This is a genomic window from Massilia paldalensis (assembly GCF_044901715.1).
In the GTDB taxonomy this organism is placed as follows: domain Bacteria; phylum Pseudomonadota; class Gammaproteobacteria; order Burkholderiales; family Burkholderiaceae_D; genus Telluria; species Telluria paldalensis.
On sequence record NZ_JBJCIU010000005.1, the window covers coordinates 96,567 to 119,075 of the forward strand.

General features: G+C 67.0%; 19 protein-coding genes and 1 tRNA gene. 13 read left to right on the plus strand and 7 right to left on the minus strand.

Going from position 1 to position 22,509, the window contains the following annotated elements:
- Positions 1-271: 271 nt before the first annotated feature.
- Both ACI1V7_RS23135 and ACI1V7_RS23140 read left to right on the plus strand, forming a co-directional pair.
- Positions 272-348: transfer RNA gene (locus ACI1V7_RS23135), tRNA-Arg, on the plus strand.
- A gap of 420 nt (positions 349-768) precedes the next feature.
- Positions 769-1,320, plus strand: a complete 552-nt coding sequence (locus ACI1V7_RS23140) for an FxDxF family PEP-CTERM protein (protein WP_404534262.1) — start codon at positions 769-771, stop codon at positions 1,318-1,320.
- A 96-nt stretch (positions 1,321-1,416) separates the two neighbouring features.
- Here the strand turns inward: ACI1V7_RS23140 and ACI1V7_RS23145 are convergent, their stop codons facing one another.
- Both ACI1V7_RS23145 and ACI1V7_RS23150 read right to left on the minus strand, forming a co-directional pair.
- Positions 1,417-3,306: a sensor histidine kinase, YfiR-like protein-associated gene (locus tag ACI1V7_RS23145; RefSeq protein ID WP_404534263.1), complete on the minus strand. Its 1,890-nt coding sequence runs from the start codon at positions 3,304-3,306 to the stop codon at positions 1,417-1,419.
- Entirely contained in the window at positions 3,303-3,908 is a 606-nt protein-coding gene (locus tag ACI1V7_RS23150; protein ID WP_404534264.1) for a TOL_0243 family YfiR-like periplasmic protein, read from the minus strand. The genes ACI1V7_RS23145 and ACI1V7_RS23150 overlap by 4 nt, the downstream gene beginning before the upstream one ends.
- Positions 3,909-4,574: 666 nt before the next feature.
- Here ACI1V7_RS23150 and ACI1V7_RS23155 point away from each other — a divergent pair.
- From ACI1V7_RS23155 to ACI1V7_RS23170, 4 genes are all read left to right on the plus strand, one after another.
- The gene (locus ACI1V7_RS23155; RefSeq protein ID WP_404534265.1) at positions 4,575-5,405 is read left to right on the plus strand and encodes a response regulator; all 831 of its coding nucleotides are present in this window, start codon (positions 4,575-4,577) and stop codon (positions 5,403-5,405) included.
- 252 nt (positions 5,406-5,657) lie between these two features.
- Entirely contained in the window at positions 5,658-8,678 is a 3,021-nt protein-coding gene (locus ACI1V7_RS23160; protein ID WP_404534266.1) for a PAS domain-containing hybrid sensor histidine kinase/response regulator, read from the plus strand.
- Positions 8,679-8,841: 163 nt separating this feature from the next.
- Complete coding sequence (locus ACI1V7_RS23165; RefSeq protein WP_404534267.1) at positions 8,842-9,861, plus strand: GGDEF domain-containing response regulator; 1,020 nt, start codon at positions 8,842-8,844, stop codon at positions 9,859-9,861.
- 156 nt (positions 9,862-10,017) lie between these two features.
- Positions 10,018-11,076 carry an oxidoreductase gene (locus ACI1V7_RS23170; RefSeq protein WP_404534268.1) on the plus strand — a complete coding sequence of 353 codons (1,059 nt, stop codon included), beginning with the start codon at positions 10,018-10,020 and terminating at the stop codon, positions 11,074-11,076.
- 15 nt (positions 11,077-11,091) lie between these two features.
- Here the strand turns inward: ACI1V7_RS23170 and ACI1V7_RS23175 are convergent, their stop codons facing one another.
- A complete protein-coding gene (locus tag ACI1V7_RS23175; protein WP_404534269.1) occupies positions 11,092-12,318 on the minus strand; it encodes a glycosyltransferase family 9 protein in 1,227 nt (408 codons plus the stop codon).
- A gap of 248 nt (positions 12,319-12,566) precedes the next feature.
- A complete protein-coding gene (locus ACI1V7_RS23180) occupies positions 12,567-13,013 on the minus strand; it encodes a hypothetical protein (RefSeq protein ID WP_404534270.1) in 447 nt (148 codons plus the stop codon).
- A 273-nt stretch (positions 13,014-13,286) separates the two neighbouring features.
- Here ACI1V7_RS23180 and ACI1V7_RS23185 point away from each other — a divergent pair, with 273 nt between their 5' ends.
- Positions 13,287-14,933, plus strand: coding sequence for a response regulator (locus tag ACI1V7_RS23185; protein WP_404534271.1), 1,647 nt, complete (start codon positions 13,287-13,289; stop codon positions 14,931-14,933).
- A 10-nt stretch (positions 14,934-14,943) separates the two neighbouring features.
- Here ACI1V7_RS23185 and ACI1V7_RS23190 read toward each other — a convergent pair whose 3' ends face one another.
- Positions 14,944-15,444, minus strand: a complete 501-nt coding sequence (locus tag ACI1V7_RS23190; RefSeq protein WP_404534272.1) for a hemerythrin domain-containing protein — start codon at positions 15,442-15,444, stop codon at positions 14,944-14,946.
- Between the two features lie 149 nt (positions 15,445-15,593).
- On the opposite strand from ACI1V7_RS23190, the gene ACI1V7_RS23195 reads away from it, so the two are divergent.
- Positions 15,594-16,304 (plus strand): sensor histidine kinase, encoded by a 711-nt coding sequence (locus tag ACI1V7_RS23195; RefSeq protein WP_404534273.1) that lies wholly within the window; start codon positions 15,594-15,596, stop codon positions 16,302-16,304.
- A 72-nt stretch (positions 16,305-16,376) separates the two neighbouring features.
- Here ACI1V7_RS23195 and ACI1V7_RS23200 read toward each other — a convergent pair whose 3' ends face one another.
- Complete coding sequence (locus tag ACI1V7_RS23200) at positions 16,377-17,678, minus strand: NAD(P)/FAD-dependent oxidoreductase (protein WP_404534274.1); 1,302 nt, start codon at positions 17,676-17,678, stop codon at positions 16,377-16,379.
- 129 nt (positions 17,679-17,807) lie between these two features.
- Complete coding sequence (locus ACI1V7_RS23205) at positions 17,808-18,374, minus strand: hypothetical protein (protein WP_404534275.1); 567 nt, start codon at positions 18,372-18,374, stop codon at positions 17,808-17,810.
- Between the two features lie 210 nt (positions 18,375-18,584).
- On the opposite strand from ACI1V7_RS23205, the gene ACI1V7_RS23210 reads away from it, so the two are divergent.
- The 5 genes from ACI1V7_RS23210 (at position 18,585) to ACI1V7_RS23230 (ending at position 22,500) form a co-directional block, all read left to right on the plus strand.
- Positions 18,585-19,685 (plus strand): acyltransferase family protein, encoded by a 1,101-nt coding sequence (locus ACI1V7_RS23210; protein WP_404534276.1) that lies wholly within the window; start codon positions 18,585-18,587, stop codon positions 19,683-19,685.
- 106 nt (positions 19,686-19,791) lie between these two features.
- Complete coding sequence (locus ACI1V7_RS23215; protein ID WP_404534277.1) at positions 19,792-20,481, plus strand: hypothetical protein; 690 nt, start codon at positions 19,792-19,794, stop codon at positions 20,479-20,481.
- A 79-nt stretch (positions 20,482-20,560) separates the two neighbouring features.
- A complete protein-coding gene (locus ACI1V7_RS23220; RefSeq protein WP_404534278.1) occupies positions 20,561-20,689 on the plus strand; it encodes a hypothetical protein in 129 nt (42 codons plus the stop codon).
- Positions 20,690-20,822: 133 nt separating this feature from the next.
- A complete protein-coding gene (locus ACI1V7_RS23225) occupies positions 20,823-22,091 on the plus strand; it encodes a DEAD/DEAH box helicase (RefSeq protein WP_404534279.1) in 1,269 nt (422 codons plus the stop codon).
- 85 nt (positions 22,092-22,176) lie between these two features.
- On the plus strand, positions 22,177-22,500 hold the full coding sequence (locus ACI1V7_RS23230) for a Dabb family protein (protein ID WP_404534280.1): 324 nt from the start codon (positions 22,177-22,179) through the stop codon (positions 22,498-22,500).
- Positions 22,501-22,509 lie beyond the last annotated feature (9 nt).

The window sequence follows — 22,509 nt, forward strand, 5'->3', positions numbered from 1 at the left end:
GGGGCGCCGGGCCGTGCCGACGGCCCGGTACTGACAGGGGATTCGACGGGTGCACGTAGGCCGCCATGTTCTCCGGTCGAGTTGACGGCAGTGTTCGCAAGCTCGTTAGTTCCATGGCTCAAGCACTTCTCCGGGAGACTCCTGCTCGCCAGTAACAACTCAACCCTCAACCGTCGTAGAGCGCCGAAAAGCGATCAGCCATATCGTCTTGCATTCCCGCCATTCTTGCGCTTTTCGAATCAGCAGAATGCCGCTATAATGCGTGCCTCGGGCGGCTGTAGCTCAGCTGGATAGAGTACTTGGCTACGAACCAAGGGGTCGTGGGTTCGATTCCTGCCAGCCGCACCAACTTTTACGAAAGGCCAGATCTCCGGATCTGGCCTTTTTCATTTCCCTTCCCTCATCCATTCCTTGCCGCGCGGAAGCAGCAAAACGCGGCTGGGCTTGCTGTCTGTTCATAAAAAACTGTCTACGCGAAACAGCCCCTGCCGAGGAATTTCCCGCGTCGTGAAGTAGGACTGGACTGACAAATACTGTGCAACTCGTCCAGATTTACCGTTTTGCTCATGCCAATTCGACCATTTTCCCTATGAAGAGCGGGTTTGTAATGAATCCACCAGGAAATTATTGAACAGAGGAATATTTCCACGCAGAAGCGCACACATCTGTAGATTTTCCCGCGCTTTGTCGACAATTTGATAGCATGAAGTTCCCCGATTCTTGTAAACCAAGCTGCATGACGCGGCTGATTTCTACGCGAGGAAACAAATGAAAAAATCTCTGATTGCTGCTGCTGTATTCGCTACTGCTTCGTTCGGCTCGTCGGCCGTCATGGCACAGACCGTCGGTACCACCCCGCAGGTCCTGGACCTGACCGATGGCACCGGCTTCTTCGGTGACACCCTGGCCGCCGGCAACAGCGGCGCCTCGTTCAACGACCACTTCACCTTCTCGGTGGAAGGCACGACCGGCTGGACCTTCGACGCCGTCGTGTCGTCGATCAGCCGTTCGGCCAGCACCGGCCTGGACATCACCGGCCTGTCGCTGTACAGCGCCACTGGCGACACCCTGATCGCTGAAGGCGTCATGGGCTCGTCGGGCGCGCTCGACGTCTGGACCGTGTCGAGCGGCAGCCTGGCAGCCGGCGATTACTACCTGGCCGTGAGCGGCAATCTGGTCTCGGCCGACGCTGCCAGCTTCGGCGGCGCCGTCTCCCTGGCAGCTCCGGTTCCGGAACCGGAAACCTACGGCATGATGCTGGCCGGCCTGGGCGTGGTGGGCTTCCTGGCCCGTCGCCGCAAGGCAGCCAAGCAAGCGTAATCGCAGCTTACGCTGAACCAATGGGCGGAAGCGCATGCGCTTCCGCTTTTTTTATGTCCCCGCCCTCCCCGCGCGGCAGTCTCGCCGTCCCGACGTTCAGGTGCGCAGCTTCTTGATGATGCTGCGGTTGTTCAGGATTTCCTCGATCTGCTCGAAGCGCACCGGCTTGACCATGTGGTGGTCGAAGCCCGCCTCGAACGCCAGCTGGCGGTCCTTTTCCTGCCCCCATCCCGTCACCGCGATCATGACCGTCATGGCGCAGCATTGCAGCTCGCGCATGTGCCTTGCCAGGTCGTAGCCGGACATCTGCGGCAGGCCGATGTCGAGGAAGGCGTAGTCCGGGCAGAAGCGCTTGGCCGCGGCCAGCGCATCGAGGCCGTTGTGGGTGATGACGACGCTGTGCCCCATCGCGGTCAGCAGCGCGCCGATGCTGTTGACGAAGTCGACGTTGTCGTCGGCCAGCAGGATGCGGTAGGTCTCGGCCGAGATGAACGAGGCCGGGGTCGGCTTGGCCGGCAGTTCCGGATCGACCACGATCGGCAGGCGCACGACGAACTGGCTGCCGTGGCCCAGCCCCGCGCTGTGCGCCTCGATGGAACCGCCGTGCAGCTCGACGAGCTTGCGGGCCAGCGACAGGCCCACGCCGAGGCCGGCGTTGGAGCGTTCCAGCGTCGAATCGACCTGCACGAACATCTCGAACACGGTATCGAGCATGTCCGGCGCGATGCCGATGCCGGTATCGGCCACCACCATCACAAGGGTACGGTCCTCGACGGTCGCCTTCAGGCTCACCCTGCCGCCGCGGTTCGTGTACTTGGCGGCATTGTTCAGCAGGTTGGACAGGATCTGCGCCAGGCGCGTGGCGTCGCCGTGCAGGAACACGGGGCGGTCCGGCAGGTCGATCACCAGGTCGTGGCCGTGCAGCTCGATATAGGGGCGCACCACCTCGAGGGCGTCGTTGACCATCGCCTTCAGTTCCACCCGCCCCGTCTTGATGGCGAACTTGCCCGTATTGATGCGCGAGACGTCGAGCAGGTCGTCGACCAGGCGCACCATCTGGCGCAGCTGGCGTTCCATGATGTCGGTGGCGCGCTGGGTGGCCTGGGCGTCGCCGCTGCGCAGGCGCAGGATGTCCAGGCCCGTGCGGATCGGCGCGAGCGGATTCCTCAGCTCGTGGGCCAGCGTGGCCAGGAATTCGTCCTTGCGGCGGTCGGCCGTGCGCAGCGCTTCCTCGGCCTGCTTGCGCACCTGCATCTCGTGTTCCAGCGTCGCATTCGCCTCCTGCTGCGCATGCGAACGGCGGCCGATCTCGGCCAGCATGTCGTTGAAGGCGTCGACCAGCACGCCGATCTCGCCGCCCGCATTGCCGGGCACGCGCAGCGTGAAGTCGCGCCGCTGCATCACCTGGCGCGCGACGTTGGTCACGGCCTCGAGCGGACGGGTGATGGCCGCCTGCAGGCGCGAGGCCACCAGGCCGGCGATCAGCAGGGCGCCCAGCATCACGAAGCCCAGGATGGCGGCGTAGCTGACGAGCCGGTCCACGAGGCCGTAGCGCGAACGCAGGTAGACGGTGCCGAGCTGCTCGCCGTTCTCCACGATGGGCCGGAACACGACGACTTCGGCGCCGTCGATGCGGTAGCCGGACGCTTCCGGCTGCTGCGGCACGGCCTGGCCGGCGGCCGCGCCGTACACGGCCGCGCGCCGGCCGGCCGCCGTATAGATCGCCGCCGCCAGGATCTGCGGGCGGGCGCGCAGCACAGCCAGGTTCTGGCGCGCCGCGTCGTCGTCGTTGAAGGCCAGCGCCGGCGCCGTGACGCGCGCCATGATGTCGGCCTGCGCCACCAGGTCGTCGACCCAGTAGCGCTGGAAGGCGCGCAGGTCGAACGCCAGCATCGCGCACGACGCCGCCAGCAGCGCCACGAAGGTCGTGGACACCGCCATCAGGATCAGTTTGCCGCGGACGGTGCCGCCATCCCGCATCATCATTGCGCTCCTTTCTGCACCCGGCTGGCCACCGTCAGCAGGCGCGAGCTGAGCTTGACGCCGTTGCGTTCCGCTGCTTCCAGCGCCACGTCGAAGCGCACGCGCTCGTCGACCAGGCGGAAATTGATGGCGCTGCCCTGGCGCAGGCCGTTCTCGCATTCGGTCACCACCAGCATCGCGCCGGCGGCCTGGCGTACCACCTGGCCCACGCGCACGGGGTCGCGCCCACCCACGAACAGCAGGTGGACGGGCGCCCCTTCCCCTTCACGCAGGCGGCGCACGGCGATGTGGCGGCCGTCGATGGTGCGGCCGGCCACCGCGCGTTCCAGTTCGCCGACGAGGTCGTCCGCATCGATCACGCCGATCGTCACCGGCGCCGCGGGCCCGCCGAACGCTCCGGCGGGAAAATCGACGTAGCCGAGGAATTTCACGAGGAAGGCCGCCTTCACGCGGCGCTGCAGCTGGATGTTCGCGATGGCGCTCTGGGCCGCGGCCGAGGGCGCCATCATGGCCAGGCCCAGCGGTACCGCCAGGCAGGCCAGCAGGCAGACCGCCATGCGCCGGCGCAGGTCGCGGTTCGCGAAGGGTTTCAGTTGACGATGCATCGGCGGGGTCAGGAAAGGTGGAAGGGGGAACGTGGACGGCAGGCCGCGCAGGGCCGTGCGGGACGGTCGAGTCGATGATAGCCGGGCCAGGCCGGCGCCGCCACGGCGCGCCTATCGTGCGCGCACGGGCGACGGCGCATCTTGCAGGCGCCGTATGCCGCGTGCATGGACGGGCGCGGCCGTTCTCCTCGGGCATGACGGGGAACGGATCCGGGAACGCGGGCGGCGGCGGAGATTCGGCCGGGCCGGGTGAAAGGCTGGTCGCCGTGGTGCGGCGGCGACAGCAAAACGTTTCTCAACATTTTGCTATCGTAAAACATTTTCTTTTTTGCACCAAGCGTGACGTGGTGGCCCGTGTTGGCAAGCTGATATTGACACTTTAGATAACAGTCATCATGAAACGGAATTGGATTTATGTTTTGCGATGCAGCATGATGCACCTGTCTCCTCTATTCTCCTCCAAGGATAGATTCAGCCCGCTGACTCAGCGGGCTTTTTTTTTGCCTGTCCCGCATGCCCGGCACCGTGCCGGCAATCCCCGCCTCCCGAGAGTGGCGCGCACTGCGAAAACGCCGTGCCAAAGGCGCCAGTCGTGCCGCCCCTCGTGGCGATTTTGGTGTACGATTCCTCCTCTTTTCGTTTCGATAACAATATTTACAGGTTGCTATGGTTGCTTCCGGCAAGTCCGCCCTCTCTTCGTCGTCGTTCGACTGGTCCGCATCCCGGGTCGGCGATCCTGGGCAATGGTCTCCCGCGCTGCGCCTGGCAGCCGACCTGATGTTCAACAACCCGGCACCGATGCTGCTGGCCTGGGGCCGGGACGGCACCGTGCTGTTCAACGACGCCTATGCGCGGCTGGCGGGTCCCGTCCAGGGCCAGGTGCCGGGTGGTGGCGTGCCCCAGCGGACGCCCGCGCCGCTGGCCGCCGCGCCGGAAGAACTCCAGCGCGCCTGGAACGGCGAAGCGGCCGTGGCCGGCACCCGTGCGCTCGGCTTCGACGGCGATGCCGGACTGGACCTTGCGTACGACCTGTATTTCACTCCGGTCCGTGATAGCGGTAACGTCGCGGGCGTCCTGTGCGCGTTGGCCGCGGCGGAACCGTCGCTGGGCGCGCCCGACGCCGGTACCGGCGCGCTGCGCATCCTGGTGGTCGAGGACAACCTGGACTCCCAGTACCTCGTCTGCGAGATGCTGCGCGCCTTCGGCCACGAGGCCGACGGCGTGGGCCACCCGAACGACGCGCTGACCCACCTGGCCGCGCGCAGCTACGACGTGCTGTTCACGGACGTCAGCCTGCCCGGCATGTCGGGCGTGGACCTGGCGCGCAAGGCCGTCGCCGAGGCACCGTCCATGCAGGTGATCTTCGCGTCCGGCTATGGGGACACGCTGCTGCGCCACGTGGAATTCCCCTACCTGTCGCTGCAAAAGCCGTACGAGCTGGACCAGCTGCAGGCAGCGCTGGACAAGGTGGCGAGCAAGACGCCCAAGCGGGCCTGACGCAGTGGTCAACGGTGTGCAGCGAACGGTCCGCGCTGGGCTAGAATCGAGCGACGTCTTGCCGAGCAAAACCGGCGGGACGCCGCGTGCCATGCGCCCGGCATCACGGCTCCCGCGCCGGCACCTGCACGCACGACCAAGCGCCATGAACCACTTCGCATCCGCCTTCAGTCCCGTCCCCTGCCCCGCGCGCGCGCCGCGCGGCGCCGGCATCGGACCAGGCAGCGGCAGCGCAGTTCCGCCGAGGTCCCCGTGAGCCGCGACCGCGACATCCGGCCGGACGACGGCGCAGCGGCACGGCAGGAGCTGGCCGCCACCCGCGAGGCCTTGCGCCAGGCCCAGGCGCGCATGGAAAACATGCTCGACAGCCTGTCCGACGGCGTCTGCGCCATCGACCCCGCCTGGCGCATCACCTATATCAATGGGCGCGCGCTGGACATGCTGATGCCCGGCCAGCGCACCCGCGCCGACGTGCTGGGCGCCGACCTGTGGGAAGCGGTCCCCATGCTGCGCGGCAGCCAGCTCGAACCCGTCTACCGCCACGCCATGGCGGCGCGCGAAACGGCGGTCGAGGAATTCCTGCACCCCGTGCTCGAACGCTGGTTCGAAGTGCGCGCCCATCCGTCGCCGGACGGCCTGACCCTGTATTTCCAGGACATCAACCAGCGCAAGGCCGACCAGCAGGCGCTGCGCGACGGCAACACGCGCCTGCAAGTGGCGCTCGACGCCGGCCGCTTGGGCGACTGGCGCTGGGAAGCGGCGACCGACCGCGTGTTCCTCGGCGAACGCGCGGCCGCCCTGTTCGACCTGCCGGCCGAGGTACCGTTGCCATGGAGCGACTTGCGCGCGCGCCTCGATCCGGCCGACCGCGAGAACGTGCGCCGCGCCGTGCTGCAGGCCTTTGCCGTGCACAGCGACGTCGAGCTCGAATTCCGCGTGCCGGACGCGACCGGTGCCGGGCGCTGGATCACCCTGGTGGGCCGCGTCGACTACGCCGACCAGGGCGCGCGCGAAGGCGTGCTCGGCATGACGGGCGTCGTGCAGGACGTGACGACGCGCCGCAGCGCCTCGGAGACATTGCGCCAGAGCGAGGAAGTATTGCGCGCCCTCGCTAACACGATCCCGCAGCTGGCCTGGATGGCGCAGGCCGACGGCGCCATCGTCTGGTTCAACGAGCGCTGGTTCGACTACACGGGCACGACGCCCGACCAGGTCGTCGGCTGGGGCTGGCAATCGACGTGCGAGCCGAGTGTGCTGCCGGCCGTCAAGGAACGCTGGGCCGCGAGCATGCGCAGCGGCGACCCGTTCGAGATGGAATACCCGATCCGCGGGGCCGACGGCAAGTACCGCTGGTTCCTGACCCGGATCAATCCGGTGCGCGACCGCCACGGCCACGTGCTGCGCTGGTTCGGCACCAACACCGACGTGGACCAGGTCAAGCGCGCCGAACAGGCGCTGCGCGACGAGTCGCACGTGCTCGAATTGCTCAACAGCACGGGCAGCGCCCTCGCCTCCACGCGCGACCTGCGCTCGCTGCTGCAGACGGCGACGGACGCCGCCACCGGCATCGCCGGCGCGCGCCAGGGGGCGTTCCTGTACCTGGCCCAGCAGCAGGCCGACGGCAATATGTTTTCGCTGTACACGGTGTCCGGCGCGAGCCCCTCCGAGTTCGAGGCATTCGGCGAGATGGGACCGGACGGCCTGTTCGGTCCCGGCAATCCGGCCGGGACCGCGACCCTTGTACGCTCCGACGACGTGACCCGCGACGAGCGCTTCGCCCCCTCCGGCCCGCTCGGGACGCTCGGCCTGCCGGCCGGCCACCCGGCCGTGCGCAGCTACCTGTCCGTGCCGGTCGTCGCACCCTCCGGCGAATTGCTGGGCACGATGTTCTTCGGGCATCCGGAACCGGACATCTTCAGCGAGCGCACGGAACGCATCGTGCGCGGCATCGCCGCCCAGGCCGCGGTGGCGATCGACAATGCGCGGCTGTACGAGGCGGCCCAGCGCGCCGCCGAGGAGCGCAAGGTGCTGCTCGAGAACGAGCGCCTGGCCCGCGCCGAGGCCGAGCGCACCAGCCAGATGAAGGACGAGTTCCTGGCCACGCTGTCGCACGAATTGCGCACGCCCCTGTCGGCGATCCTCGGCTGGGCCCAGGTGCTGCGCCGCGGCAGCCGCGACCAGAACGACCTGCAGAAGGGCCTGCAGACGATCGAGCGCAATGCCCGTGCCCAGGCCCAGCTGATCGAGGACTTGCTCGACATGAGCCGGATCACGTCGGGCAAGGCGCTGCTCGACATGCAGACGGTGGCGCCGGCCAGCTTCATCGACGCCGCCGTCGAGACCGTGCGCCCGGCCGCCGATGCCAAGAACATCCGCATCGACAAGCATTACGCGCCCGATGCCGGCATGGTGGCGGGCGACCCGGCGCGCCTGCAGCAGGTCGTGTGGAACCTGCTGTCGAACGCGATCAAGTTCACGCCGCGCGATGGCCGTGTCGAGATCGACCTGGCGCACACGGATGCCAACGTCGTCATCACCGTGCGCGACAACGGCGCCGGCATCCGTCCCGAATTCATCACCCACGTGTTCGAGCGTTTCCGCCAGGCAGACGCGTCGATGACGCGGCGCCATGGCGGCCTCGGCCTGGGCCTCGCCATTGTCAAACAATTGATTGAACAACATGGCGGCACCGTGCGCGCGGACAGCGCGGGCGAAGGCCTGGGCGCCAGCTTCACCATCGAGCTGCCGCTGGCCAAGCAGGCGGCGCCGAATCCGCGCTCGGCGCGCGCCGCCATGATTCGCGAGGCCCCGGCCACGCCGGAAATGACGATGCTCGACCTGTCCGGCGCGCGCGTGCTCGTCGTGGACGACGACCGCGATGCGCGCGAACTGATCAAGCGCATCCTGAACGATTGCGGCGCCGACGTCGAGATCGCCGGCAGCGCCCGCGAAGCGCTCGACATGGTGCGCAGCGCTCCGCCCCAGCTCCTGATCAGCGACCTGGGCATGCCGGAAGTGGACGGCTTCGAGCTGCTCGACCGCGTGCGCCAGCTGCCGCGCGACGCCGGCGGACTCGTGCCCGCGATCGCCCTGACGGCGTTCGCCCGCTCCGAGGACCGGCTGCGCGCGCTGGAAGCGGGCTTTTCCGCCCACATCTCCAAACCCGTCGAGCCGAGCGAGCTGATCGCTACAGTCGCAGCGGTCATCGGTCCATCCGCACCGTTGTTCAATCGTGACACGGCTGCCACGGCGGGCCGAAACGGCGTACGCTAACAGTCGTCCCGTATCGATAGCGCTCCTACCTCCACACGCGGCGCTGTCCTACAAGAAATTCTGTCTGAGCTGCTAGACTACAAATGTTGCACTGGAGCTGGTATACGTTCAGGAATCAACCCTGAAACGCCACACGTCCAGCCTTGATTTGACGAGAGTACGCATGCCGAGCCGACAAGACATTTTGAACGCAAAGATCCTGGTCGTAGATGACTCCCCGGACAATATCGAATTGATGGAAGAGATATTGCGCGAGGAAGGCTACACCGATGTCAGCTCGACGATGCTGCCCGAGCAGGTCTGCCCGTTGCATCGCGAGCACAACTACGACCTGATCCTGCTGGACCTGCAAATGCCCGGCCTGAACGGTTTCCAGGTCATGAAGGGCCTGAAGGAGATCGAGCAAGGCGGCTACCTGCCCGTGCTGGCGCTGACGGCGCAGCCGAGCTTCAAGATCGCCGCGCTGGAAGCGGGCGCGCGCGACTTCATCAGCAAGCCCTTCGACCTGCTGGAAGTGCACAAGCGCATCCACAACATGCTCGAAGTACGCCTGCTGTACAAGGAACTCGCCCAATACAGCCGCGCCCAGCAGGAGCTGGCGCTGCACGACGCGCTGACCGGCCTGCCCAACCGCCGCCTGCTCGAGGACCGCATCGAGAACGCGCTGCAGCACGCCAACCGCAATCACCACAAGGCCGCCGTCATGTACCTCGACCTGGACGGCTTCAAGGCGATCAACGACACGTATGGCCACGCCTACGGTGACGAGATCCTCAAGATGGTGTCGCAGCGCCTGCTGTCCAATTCACGCAAGGAAGACACGGTTGCGCGCCTGGGCGGCGACGAATTCATCGTGCTGCTGGCCGACGTGCACAGCCTGGGCGACGCCCAGGGTCCCGCGGCCAAGCTGGTCGAAGCCCTGTCCGAGCCGTTCTTCGTGAACGACCTGACACTGCAACTGTCGACCAGCATCGGCATCAGCCTGTATCCGGATGACGCGGAAAACGTCGTCGACCTGATCAGCATCGCCGACTATGCGCTGTACGAAGCCAAGCGTGCCGGCAAGAACCGTTTCTGCTCGAACGGCAGCGCCGCCCGCCAGGCCGCCCTCGCCGTCAAGCCGACGATGCCGGCGCCGCCCGCGGCCCCGGTGGCGGCGCCGGAACTGGCCCAGCATCGCTGACACCGGCACCGCGCCCCGACCTCGAAGCCCACCCCGCGTGGGCTTTTGTTCGTCCGACCGTTCGTGAATGTGCGTGGCCCGGAACGCTTTTATGCATGAGTGCGGCAAACCATGCAAAAACGCGCAATAATACGGGATCGATCTCGAGGACTTAATATGGAACATAAGCTATTACGCGTCGGCCTCGTCGGCTTCGGCTTCGCCGGCAAGACCTTCCACGCCCCGCTCATCCGCACGACGCCGGGCCTGCAACTGGCCGCCGTGTCCAGCAGCGATCCCGCCAAGGTGCACGCCGCGCTCGGCCCTGACGTCCACGTCGCCGCCGATGCGGCACAGCTTGCCGCCCATCCGGACGTCGATCTGGTCGTGATCGCCAGCCCCAACGTCACCCACTTCCCCCTGGCACGGGCGGCGCTGGCGGCCGGCAAGCACGTGGTCGTCGACAAGCCATTCACGCTGGACGCCCGCGAAGCGGTGGAGCTGGCGCGCATGCCGGTCCCCGGCCAGGTACTCAGCGTGTTCCACAACCGCCGCTGGGACAGCAGCACGCTGGGCGCGCGGCGCATGCTGGACGAGCGCCGCCTGGGCACGGTCCGCCATGCGGCGATGCACTTCGACCGCTTCCGCCCGGTGCCGCAGGCGCGCTGGCGCGAGGACGACACGCCGGGCGGCGGCATCTGGCTCGACCTCGGCCCCCATTTGCTCGACGAAGCCCTGCTGTATTTCGGCGCCCCGCTGGCGATCCAGGCCGACATCGTGCAGCTGCGTCCCGGCGCCCGTACCGACGACGCCTTCCACGCCGTGCTCCGCTACGCGGATGGGCTGCGCGTCGAACTGGGCGCCAGCATGCTGGCCGCGGCGCCGCGGCCGCGCGTGGTACTGCATGGCACCCGCGGCAGCTACGTCAAGCCATCGCTGGATCCGCAGGAAGCGGCGTTGAAGGCGGGACTGCTGCCGGACGGCAGCGCGCGCTGGGGCGTGGATGTGGAGGATGGGATCGCCACCATCGAGGAAGACGGCACGCTGGTAACGCGCCCCGTCCCGACACCGGACGGCGCCTACCCGGCCTACTATGCCGGGGTACGCGATGCGATCCTGGGCAAGGGACCGAACCCGGTCACGGCCGAGCAGGCCCTGACGGTGATGCGCCTGCTGGACGCGGGCCGGGCCAGCGCGCGGGAGCGCCGCGAAATCCTTCTGGCCGACGTCGCCTGAGAGGCCATGCCCGCCTTACGCCAGTACCGCCATCACCTCGTCGACGCCGATCTTGTCGACCCAGTCCTCGCGCTTCCTGACCGTGATGACGGTGCTGTTGACGCGGTCGATCGGCGTCCACTCGGGATTCTTCTGGCGCATCAGCGCGATCACGGGCACGTGCACGGCGTTCGCGAGGTGCATCACGGCCGTTTCGACCGACACGACGAGATCGCACTCGCGCAGCATCGCCGGCAGTTGGAAGAAGTTGTCTTCGGCGCTGAACAATTGCGTGCGCGCGAGACCGGCGCCGGCAAACAGGGCCCGCGCGCGCGCCAGCTCCTCGGGCACGACATTGACGATGAAGCCCGCGTCGCGCCACTCGGGACGCGCCTGCATCGCGCGCACCAGCTCGATGACGCGTTCCAGCGGCCAGCTGCGTTCGATCGACTTGGAAAAGGCGTTCAGGAACACCAGCTTGCCGTCCGTCCCGCTGGCGCGGCCCATGCCCCAGGCGGCGCACTGCGCGCGCGCCCAGTCGGCCCACTGCTGCGGGATGTCCAGCACGGGAAACAGCGCCTCCGGGGCGATGCGCATGCCGAACATGCGGGTGAACCAGCCGGCGTAGATGTCGCTGATGTGTTGCTCGGAATCGCTGGACGACTTGTAGGCAAGAATGGCGGCGTCGAGCTTGCGATAGCACAGGTGCTTGGGAAGGTCGTAGCGGCGCACCGGCTTCTTCTGGCCGACGATGAAGCCGCGCGGACTGATCTTGCGGGCCATGACGGCGTAGCGATGGCGGTCCAGCGTGGTCAGCGTGACGACGATCGGGTAGTCCTCGGCCTGCGCCTCTTCCAGCGAGCGCCGGTACGACGCCGGACTGTAGGTCTCGTTATAGACCTTGTCGAAATGGGGGCACTCGGCCAGCCAGTCGTACAAGGCGTACTTGCGCAGATGCTCCCATTCCGAGGCCTTGCGGGTACGGCGCCGCTCGTCGACCCACAGGTGGATCTTCACATGCGGATAGGCCGCGGCAAAGGCGCGGAAGCAGGCTTGCAGGTACGTGTAGTCGCCCAGCGCCAGGTGGGCGATGAACAGGATCTTGTCGGCGCGTTCCAGCAGCCGTGCATCGACCAGGGGTGCCGCGTCGGTTGCCATGTCGAAGGCCGCGTCGTCGAACCCGCCGGGCAAGGCGGCGGCACGCGCACGGGACTGGCCATGCCAGGCATCGAATCTCACCGTTTGCTCACTCGAAAAAGTCATGTCCTGTTCCGATTCCAGGTTATCGCGGAAGTTCCGGAAACACGCTCATGCTGCCGAAACAATCATCGTGGCGAGATTGTATGTCGTGGTGCAACATTTTTAGCGCACGTTAGCGTAAATCCTTGTAAAAATTTGCAACAAGGATAAGCGCTTGCCGGCGGACGCGGCAAGCAAAACGCATCGCGGCGCGGCCGTTACCGGCCGCGCCGCGATGCAGCGGGCGAAAAGGCGCCAGGGTCAGGTGCCGATCAGGCGACGCCGGCCTTCTTCTCCCCGCCCGGGCCAAGGGCGCGCTCGCCCAGGGCCTGCTCGTTATTGGCTTCGATCGACGTTGCAGCCTGGTGATCCGAGCTGGCATCGACCTTGTCCGGCGGCACTTCGATACGGGTGATGCTGGACTCGATGGCCACCGGATCGCTGGCCGGGAACGTCATCTCGACGGCATCGTCGATCAGGCTTTCCTTCGCCACCGATTCGCGCGGCTCCGATTCCGCCGACGCCATGGTGCGGATCGCGCGGGCCCACTTGACCAGCTTCAGTTCGGCCAGATCGCCGATGGTGGAAATGCCGAAGGCTTCGCGCAGCGCATCGGCCTGCTGCGGCGTGACACCGCGCAGCGCGCTTACCGGCTCGTTGACGAGCTCGCGGAAGCATTTGTCGTGGTGAGTGTCGTTCACAATGATTTGAATATTCATGTCTGTCCTTTCAAGTTGGCGCCTGTCTTCCATTGACACGGTGGAACCAGACACGATTAGAGTATGTCATGGTCGAAATGGCACGTATGTGCGACACCGTACCATGTGCCTGTGCCGCGCACGAACAGGCCGCACGATTGGTTTCGTGTATTGATGAGGGCGTGGTATCATGACTAATTGCAACAGTTCTTAACATTTCATTTGCCAGCGAGCAGCCTCTGCTAATCTAGGGAGATTGCGCATACGTGTACCCGACGCCTTGCTCGAAACGCCGTGTCCGACTTCTCGAAACCGAAGATTCTCGTCGTCAATGACGACGCCGCCAGCCTCCTTGCGCTGACTAGCCTGCTCGAGCAATGGGCTGACGAAAGCAACTACGAAGTGCTGTCGGCACGCTCCGGCCAGGATGCCCTGCGCCAGGTGCTGCGGCACGATTTCGCCGTGATCCTCCTCGACGTCAACATGCCCGGCATGGACGGCTTCGAGACGGCCGAGGCAATCCACCAGCGCCCCCGTTCCGCCGACATCCCGATCATCTTCGTCACCGCCTTCCTGGCTGACGAGATCGACCGCCTCAAGGCTTACCAGCGCGGCGCGGCCGACTTCCTGTTCACCCCCGTGATCCCGCAGGTGCTGCGCGCCAAGGTGCAGGTGTTCGTGACGCTGGCGACCAAGAACGAGCAGCTCAAGCGCCAGGCCGAGAAGCTGTCGCAGCACGCCACCGAGCTGACCGCGACCAACCAGCGCCTGGTGCGCGAGATGGAAGAACGCCGCGCGGCTGAGCGCAAGAGCAGCGCCAAGGACGAATTCCTGGCGATGCTGGGCCACGAGCTGCGCAATCCGCTGTCGGCGATCAGCAGCGCCGCTTCGCTGCTGGGCATGCCCGGCGCGGCGCCGGAATCGCTGGCGCGCGCCCGCCTCATCATCCAGCGCCAGAGCCAGCACCTGTCGCGCATCGTGGACGACCTGCTGGACCTGTCGCGCGCGATGTCCGGCAAAATCCTGCTGTCGCGCAAGCGCCTGGACCTGGGCGCGCTCGTGTCGAGCTGCCTGGACACGTTCCGCGCCACCGGCCGCATGGCCGGCTACGCCATCGAGACGCGCCTGGCGCCGGGCTGGGTCGACGGCGACGCCACCCGCCTGGAGCAGATCGCCTCGAACCTGATCGACAATGCATTGAAGTACACGCCGGCCGGCGGCAATATCGAGATCACGGTCGCGCTGGACGGCGACGAGGTCGTGCTGCGCGTGCGCGATTCGGGCGTGGGCATCGCCCCCGACCTGCTGCCGCACGTGTTCGACATCTTCGTGCAGGGCGCGATCTCGATCGACCGCTCGCAGGGCGGACTGGGGATCGGCCTGTCGCTGGTACGGCGCCTGGTGGAACTGCACGGCGGCAGCGTCAGCGCCAGCAGCGCGGGCACCAGCAGCGGCAGCACGTTCGAAATCCGCCTGCCCCGCACGGAGGCGGCGGCGGGCACTGATGGTCCGGCGCTGCACGGCGCGGGCGAGGCCGACAAACCGACCATCCTGCTGATCGAGGACAACGACGACGGGCGCGAGATGATGGCGACCATGCTGTCCTCGTTCGGCTATCCCGTGCTGCAAGCGCGCGACGGCGTCGAAGGCGTGGCCACGGCGCTGGCGCAGCAGCCGGACGTGGCCCTGGTCGATATCGGCCTGCCGGGCATCGACGGCTATGAAGTGGCGCGCCGGCTGCGCCAGGACGAGGCGACGCGCGGCATCCGCCTGATCGCCCTCACCGGCTACGGCCTGGAGGAAGACCAGCGGCGCGGACTGGAAGCGGGCTTCGATTTGCACATGGTGAAACCCGTGGAGCTGAACGCCCTGCTCGAGCGGCTGGGCGACGTGGCCGCGGCGCCGGCGGGCAAGGTGGACCAGCCGGCCGCGGCCGGCTGAAGCCGCCCTATCACATCGACGCCAGCAGTTCCTGCTTGCGCATCGCCATTTCCGAGCCCAGCTCGGTAAGGTCGAGTCCGCACTTGCGCGCTTTCGGGAACATTTCCTTCTCTTCTTCCTCGACGTGGTGCTCGATCTGCTCGCCCAGCACCTTGACCTTGGCGTCGTACAGGTCCTCGTCCGGATTCATTTCCTGCAGCTGGCGGATCAGGTCCTTCGCCGAGGCGTGCTCGACCACGGCTTCGTCGACCATGTCGTCGCCGTCCTTCAGCGCTTCGCGCACGGCCGGATAGAAGATCTCTTCCTCGATGGTCGTGTGGGCGATCAGCGCGGTGCAGATCTTCTCGACCAGCTTCGTCTTGGCGACCTTGGCGCGGTCCCCCAACTGCTCGAACTGCTCGAACATGTCGGAGACCTCGCGGTGTTCCTCGGTCAGCATAGCGATCGCGTCCTGGACGCCGGGCATGGTGTCGGCCGACTTGCGGCCGCTTGCGGTTTGCTTGGTAGTCATGGTGGTTCCCTTTCAGTGTGGGGCTGATGGAGCCTCCAGCTTCGCCTAAATCCATCGTGCCGACGGTACGGCAACACACAGTCCATTCCTGCGCGCCACCACGGGGCAAGCTGTTGTATCATCCATGGAAACATAAATTGGTTGCCCTCATGAAAGTTCCAGCACCTGAAGAAGCCGCCCCCGGTCAGGACGCATCCGCGGCACGCGTCGCGGAACTGACCGAACTCCTGGGCCAACTGACGACCAGTTGGGACGAGGAGCGGCGGCTGCTTGCGCGGCGCCTGCACGACAGTCTCGGCTCGTCGATGACGGCGCTTACCATGCACCTCGGCCTCCTGTCCCAGCATTTGCAGGAGCAGCCCCAGCGCGACCGCGCCGCGCAGATGAAGGGGTTGCTGAACAACGTCATCGAGACCAACCGCAAGATGCAGCTGCAGCTGTGGAACGACAAGCTGGAGTTCCTCGGCCCGAAGGCGGCGATTGCCGAGCTGGTGAGCGACTGGGGCCGCGAACACGGCATCAAGGCGCGCGCCAGCCTCCCCGACGAGGATCCGGAATATTCGCGGCCGCAAGGCGTGGCACTGCTGCGCTGCGCCGAGGAAGGCTTGCGCAACGCCCTCGCGCATGCCAGGGCGACGGAGGTCGACGTCATCCTCGACGACGACGGCGACCAGGCCATGCTGACTATCCGCGATAACGGCGTCGGCCCCGGCCAGGAGGCGAGCGCCTCATCCGGCGGCTACGGCCTGCGCCTGCTGCGCGAACGTGCGCGCCTGCTCGGCGGCTCGCTGACGCTGGGGCCCGGGCCCGACGGCAAGGGAACGGCCTTGACGCTGATCCTGCCGAAACAAGCCTCCTAGGCAATTCCCGAACCAATAAAACGACGTCGCTCCCGCACAGGCAGGAGCGACGTATTCATTTTCCGTCCGAACTCAGTGCAGCTTGACCAGCGGCGTCGTCCTGCGGATCAGGAAACGCCCGAACGCCATCAAGCCCGTGCGCATCGTGCCCAGCACCGCCTTGTGGTGCAACAGGTGCAGGCTCAGGTACATGATGCGCGCCATGAACCCTTCCACGAACCAGCTCGCGCCGCGCAACGAGCCCATCAGGCTACCGACGGTGGTCTGGTGGCCGATCGAGACGAGCGAACCGTAGTCGCGGTAGACGTAGGGATTCTTCTGCGGGGGATAGCCCGACGCCATGTTCATGAAGGTCTTGAGCAGGTAGTCGGCTTGCTGGTGCGCGGCCTGGGCGCGCGGCGGGACCGGCTTGCCGTTGCCGTCCATGCAGGCGGCGCAATCGCCCAGCGCGTACACGTCCGGCACGTCGCGCACGCGCAGGTGGCCGTCGACCTCGAGCTGGCCGCCCCGGGTCGTCGGCAGGCCCAGCGAGCCCAGGAATTCCGGCGCGCGGATGCCGGCGGCCCAGACGCACAGGTCGGCCGGATAGACATTGCCGTTGCTGTCGGTGACATGGTCCCTGGCGATCGCGGCGACGCGGCAGTCGGCCACGACCTTGATGGCACGCTGGTCCAGCAGGCGCGTGGCCGCGCCCGAGACGCGCTCCGGCAACGGCGCCAGGATGCGCGACGCCCCTTCCAGCAAGGTGATGCGCACGTCGCGCTGCACCTGCAGGCGGTTGAAGCCGTAGGCGGCGTAGACGCCCGACGCTTCGCGCAGCTCGGCCGCCAGCTCGACGCCGGTGGCGCCGCCGCCGATGATGACGATGTCCAGGCCGCTGCGGCTGGCGCCATCCTCCCGGTCCTGCTCGGCCTGGGCCAGCAGGCGCAGCAGGCGCAGGCGGAAGCGCTCGGCATCCTCCGTGGCGTTCAGGGAAATCGTGTGTTCGCGCGCACCAGGCACGCCGAAGTAATTGGAGGTGCTGCCCACGGCGATCACCAGCGACTTGTAGCCGATCCTGCGTTCCGGCAGCACTTCCTCGCCGTCGGTGCCGGCCACCGGCGCCACCGTCAGCTGGTGCGCGCCCGCGTCCAGGGCCGTCATGGCGCCGTAGACGAAGGTGAAGCCGCGGTCGTGCGCGAGCATCTGGTAAGACAGGCCTTCCTGGTGGATGTCCAGGGTGCCGGCCGCCACTTCGTGCAGCGAGGGTTTCCAGATGTGGTACAGACGGCTGTCGACCAGCATCACCTTGCCCGGGCCCAGCTTCTGCCCCAGCTTGCAGGCCAGCTCCAGTCCGCCGGCCCCTCCCCCCACGATCACGATTTCACTTTGCAAACTTTTCTCCTTCGATGATGCAAACGCCCGCCGCCGCGACGTGCGGCGGCGGGCTGACGAAGGGAGTTTACTACGTGGCAGACAAAACGGTGGGGTTTGCCGCGTTACGAATAGGAAACCACAACAGGGTCAACGGTCGTGGCCGCGCCCATGGCCGCGGTCGTCGTGCCCGCGATCGTGGCCATGGCCGCGATCCGGACCATGCCCACGATCCGGACCGTGGCCCCATTCATGGCCGTGGCCGCGGTCCCAGCCTTCGTGGCGGCCGCGATCGTGACGGTCCCAGCCGGGACCATGGCCGCGGTCGACGACGTACACGGGCGGACGCGGCGGCGGACCGCGGAACTCCGGGCGGCGGCCGTAGTGCTCATGCCAGCGCGGCACGTAGGTGTTGCGGTACCACTCGTCGCGCACGAAATACACGGGACGGCCGCAGGCGCCGTAGCGGCCGCACCAGCGGTTCCAGTGGCGGCGGTGCTCGACCGGCACGCGCAGGTAGACCGGTTCGGCGATGTATTGGGGGCCGCGCGTCACGATCACGGGCTGGGGACCGTACAGGACGGGACGGCCGGCGAAGTCGCCGAGGTCGATGCGGCCGTAGAAGCCCGGCTGGCCGATGGAGACGCTGACATTGGTCTGGGCCAACGCGGGGAAGGCGGCCGCGCACAGCGCCAGGCCAAGGACGAAGGATTTCATGACGACCTCTCTCTTGTAGGAATGATTCAAGTTTACCGCATGAAATCTTCACTTTCGGTACGCTGCAACACATCCTTACACAGTCAGGAATCTTGTTACGCGCGCCAGCGTGCGTGCTCAATGCTCAGTTCCCGTGTTCATTATTCGTGTCTCAGGGGTAGCGTGCGCAGGCCATCGGGAAGTCGGCGCTAAGATCGGTCGGATCATGCATTGCAGCATGCGCCCCCGATCACTCCCGGACAAGCGGATGAAACTCGACAGCCATATCGCGCAACGCATCGCCGTGCTGCGGCCCCTGCTCATCTTGGCATCGCCTTCGTGCACGTGCCGGGCCAGCTCGACCAGCCCAGCATGATGGGCTCGACCTGGTTCGAATACGTCTCCGGCTTTTTCCAGATCGGGTTGTTCCGTGGCACCGTCCCGATGCTGTCGCTGATCGCCGGCTTCCTGCTGTTCCGCGCCGGCCTCGACCTGGCCCCGGCCAAGTTGTACCGCAAGAAGTTCAAGACCATCGTCGTCCCCTTCCTCGTCTTCAACGTGCTGCTGGCGCTGCTGGGGGCCGCCATCCAGTACCGCACCGGCTTCGTCTTCATGCGCAACCTGGTCGGCGTCGAGGCGCGCGACTGGATCAATGCGCTGTTCGGGGTGAAGGCCGTGCCCTTCAACTACCCGCTGTACTTCCTGCGCGACCTGATCGTCCTGATCGCACTGGCGCCCCTGTTCGGCTGGTTCCTGCGGCGCCGGCCCATCGTCGGCCTGCTGGCCGTGGCGCTCGTCTTCGGCTGCGGCTTCGACGGTTTCTTCCTGCGCCGCGACAGCAGCGCTGTCGTGTTCTACCTCGGCGGCTGGCTGGCGCTGGCCGGGAGCGACCTGCGCGCCGCCGACCGCTACGCGCTGCCCGCGCTCCTTCTGCTGTGCCTGCTGTGCGCCGCGCCGATGGCCCTGCGCATCGACGACAACACCTTCCTCGTCTACTCGGCGCCGTTCCTGATCTGGCCGGCCGTGTCGCTGCTGCAGGGCAGCGCGCTGTGGGGCTGGGCGCTGCGGATGAGCAAGTACAGTTTCTTCGTCTTCGTCGGCCACGCACCGCTCCTCGAGCTCGTCTACCTGGGCTACCGCACCTTCGTTCCCAGCCTTCCCTACGCAGCATTCTGGTTCGTCGGCCCCGTGCTGACCATCGCCGCCCTGGTCGCGCTGTATCGCGTCCTGATGCGGGTGGCACCGCGCGCGTTCAATGCCGTCATCGGCGCACGCGGCGAAGGCGGCGCCCGCCCCGTCGCCGTGGGTGCCGAAAGGGCAGCCAAGGCCTGAAGCAAGGTGCAAGAAAGCAACACTTCTCCCATCCGATGCCGGAGGATGGATGGCGCCCTTCATTCCATGAAGGCTACAATCGCCGCTTTCTTTTCGGGATTCGAAGATGTTCAAGAAATATGTTGCGCTGGCCTCGACCGCAATGCTGCTGTCGGCGAGCGCCGGCGCCCAGGTCGGCCTGGGTGTCACGGCCGATGTCGGCACCACGGGCGTGGGCGCCCACCTGGTCGTGCCGATGGAAACCAACCTGAACGGCCGGTTCGGCATCAACTACGTCAAGCACGACTTCGATTCGACGGCGCATGCGGTGCACTATGACGTCAAGGGCAAGCTGCAGACCATCGACCTGCTGTTCGACTGGTACCTGCGCGAGGGCAGCGACATGCGCGTGACGGCCGGCGTGCTGTACAACGCCAACCGCCTCTCGGCCGACGCCCGCCCGGACGCGAGCGGCAACATCGCGCTGAACGGTCATGCCTGGCCCGCAAGCATCATCGGCAAGGTGATCGGCAACGTCGACTACCGCAAGGCCGCGCCCTACATCGGCATCGGCTGGGGCAATGCCCTCAAGCCCGCCAAGGGCGGCAAGACCGGCTGGAACTACGGCTTCGATGCCGGCGTGTACTACCAGGGCAACGCCAACGTCCACCTGGCCAGCGCCGACTGCCGCAGCATCGCGCTCGTGTGCTCGCTGGTCGCCAGCGACGTGGCAGCCGAGGCCGAACGCCTGAAGAAGCACCTGGACGATTTCAAGGTCTATCCCGTCCTGCGCGCCAGCGTCGGCTACAGCTTCTGACGCGTCCGCGTCGTCCTCCTGCGCGCGCCCCGTGCGGCGCGTGCGCTAGCATGGTGCCACGCTCTCCGGAGGACATCCTATGAACAAGCCCCGCTTCGCCTGGTCCCTGCTGCTCGGGGCCTGCCTGCTGCTGACGGCGTGCCAGGACCGGCGCGACCCCGTCAAGCCGACCGTGGCGCAATCGACGGCCGACCAGCCAGCGGCATGAGCCGCCTGGCAGCCGCGCGATAGCCACATCCTCGGCCGGGTGCGCCGCGACGCCGCGTGCCCGCTGCCGCTCGCCTGGCGTCCTCCGACATGGACGCGGTACACTGTCGCTTTTGCACAGTCCACCTCCGCCCATGTCGTTTGCCTCGCTCGGCCTGATCGACCAGATCGTCCGCACCCTCGCCTCGCTCGAATACACCCAGCCGACTCCCATCCAGGCCCAGGCGATCCCCGCCGTGCTGGCCGGACGCGACGTCATGGCCGCCGCCCAGACGGGCACCGGCAAGACGGCGGGCTTCGCCCTGCCCCTGCTGCAGCGCCTCGTGAAGGATGGCGTCCAGGTCGGCAGCAATGCCGTGCGCGCGCTGGTGCTGGTACCCACGCGCGAGCTCGCCGAGCAGGTGCACGAGAGCGTGCGCGCCTACGGCGACGGCCTGATGCTGCGCACGATGGTCGCCTACGGCGGCGTCAGCATCAATCCGCAGATGATGCGCCTGCGCAAGGGCGTCGATGTGCTGGTGGCCACGCCGGGCCGCCTGCTCGACCTGCAGCGCCAGAACGCCGTGAAATTCAACCAGGTGCAGGCACTGGTGCTGGACGAGGCCGACCGCATGCTCGACCTCGGCTTCTCGCGCGACATCGACAAGCTGCTGGCGCTGCTGCCCAGGCGCCGCCAGACGCTGCTGTTCTCGGCCACGTTCTCCGGCCCGATCCGGGAACTGGCCGCCAGACTGCTGCACGATCCCGTCGACATCGAGACGGCGCCGCGCAACACCACGGCCAAGGCGATCCGCCAGTGGATCGTCACGACCGACAAGAAGCGCAAGCCGGACCTGTTCCTGCACCTCTTGAGACGCCACGGCTGGAGCCAGGTGCTGGCCTTCGTCAAGACGAGGAAGGGCGTGGACCAGCTGGTCGAGCTGCTGGAAGCGAAAGGCATCGCCGCCGATTCCATCCACGGCGACAAGCCGCAGCCGGCGCGCCTGCGTGCGCTGGAGCGCTTCAAGGCGGGCGAGGTGCGGGTGCTGGTGGCGACCGACGTCGCCGCGCGCGGCCTGGACATCGACGAGCTGCCCGTCGTCGTCAACGTCGACCTGCCGATCGTCGCCGAGGACTACGTGCACCGCACGGGCCGCACGGGACGCGCCGGCGCGTCGGGCGAGGCGGTGTCGCTGGTGTGCGCCGACGAGGTGCAGCAGCTGGCCGCCATCGAGGCGCTCACGGGCCAGACCCTCCAGCGCAAGGAAGAGGCCGGCTTCGAGGCCGAGCACCGGGTGCCGCAGACGAATGCGGGCGGCCAGGTCGTCAAGAAGCCGAAGAAGCCCAAGAAGAACAAGGACGAGCGGCGCGCCCAGGCCGATGCCAAGGTGGTGCAGGAAGACGTGCGCTTCCGCCGCTCCTGACCCCGCCGCGGCGCGCGGGACGGCCGCCAGCAAAATTTGCGCGGCTGCCGTAAGATGGCGTCCCCACCACTCATCCTTTACCGCCATGACCGCTGCAACTGCCACCGCCGCCCTGCGCCACATCGTGATGTTCTCGTTCAAGGAAGGCACGACGCCCGAACGCATCGACGCCCTCGTCGCCGGCCTCGGCGGCCTGCGCCACGCCATTCCCCAGATCGCCGGCTACGAATGGGGCACCAACGTCAGCCCAGAAAACATGAACGACGGCTTCACCCACTGCTTCACGCTGACGTTCACCTCGGCCGAAGACCGCGACGCCTACCTCGTGCACCCGGCCCACCAGGCCTTCGTCGGGACGCTGGGCGACTGCGTGCAGCGCGCCCTCGTCGTCGATTACTGGGTGCAGTGACGTCACGTC

Excerpts from the sequence above, each read along its gene's own strand:
- ACI1V7_RS23140 (WP_404534262.1), top strand. The coding sequence starts at position 769 with ATGAAAAAATCTCTGATTGCTGCTGCTGTATTCGCTACTGCTTCGTTC.
- ACI1V7_RS23145 (WP_404534263.1), bottom strand. The coding sequence starts at position 3,306 with ATGATGATGCGGGATGGCGGCACCGTCCGCGGCAAACTGATCCTGATG.
- ACI1V7_RS23150 (WP_404534264.1), bottom strand. The coding sequence starts at position 3,908 with ATGCATCGTCAACTGAAACCCTTCGCGAACCGCGACCTGCGCCGGCGC.
- ACI1V7_RS23155 (WP_404534265.1), top strand. The coding sequence starts at position 4,575 with ATGGTTGCTTCCGGCAAGTCCGCCCTCTCTTCGTCGTCGTTCGACTGG.
- ACI1V7_RS23165 (WP_404534267.1), top strand. The coding sequence starts at position 8,842 with ATGCCGAGCCGACAAGACATTTTGAACGCAAAGATCCTGGTCGTAGAT.
- ACI1V7_RS23170 (WP_404534268.1), top strand. The coding sequence starts at position 10,018 with ATGGAACATAAGCTATTACGCGTCGGCCTCGTCGGCTTCGGCTTCGCC.
- ACI1V7_RS23175 (WP_404534269.1), bottom strand. The coding sequence starts at position 12,318 with ATGACTTTTTCGAGTGAGCAAACGGTGAGATTCGATGCCTGGCATGGC.
- ACI1V7_RS23180 (WP_404534270.1), bottom strand. The coding sequence starts at position 13,013 with ATGAATATTCAAATCATTGTGAACGACACTCACCACGACAAATGCTTC.
- ACI1V7_RS23190 (WP_404534272.1), bottom strand. The coding sequence starts at position 15,444 with ATGACTACCAAGCAAACCGCAAGCGGCCGCAAGTCGGCCGACACCATG.
- ACI1V7_RS23195 (WP_404534273.1), top strand. The coding sequence starts at position 15,594 with ATGAAAGTTCCAGCACCTGAAGAAGCCGCCCCCGGTCAGGACGCATCC.
- ACI1V7_RS23205 (WP_404534275.1), bottom strand. The coding sequence starts at position 18,374 with ATGAAATCCTTCGTCCTTGGCCTGGCGCTGTGCGCGGCCGCCTTCCCC.
- ACI1V7_RS23215 (WP_404534277.1), top strand. The coding sequence starts at position 19,792 with ATGTTCAAGAAATATGTTGCGCTGGCCTCGACCGCAATGCTGCTGTCG.
- ACI1V7_RS23220 (WP_404534278.1), top strand. The coding sequence starts at position 20,561 with ATGAACAAGCCCCGCTTCGCCTGGTCCCTGCTGCTCGGGGCCTGCCTG.
- ACI1V7_RS23225 (WP_404534279.1), top strand. The coding sequence starts at position 20,823 with ATGTCGTTTGCCTCGCTCGGCCTGATCGACCAGATCGTCCGCACCCTC.
- ACI1V7_RS23230 (WP_404534280.1), top strand. The coding sequence starts at position 22,177 with ATGACCGCTGCAACTGCCACCGCCGCCCTGCGCCACATCGTGATGTTC.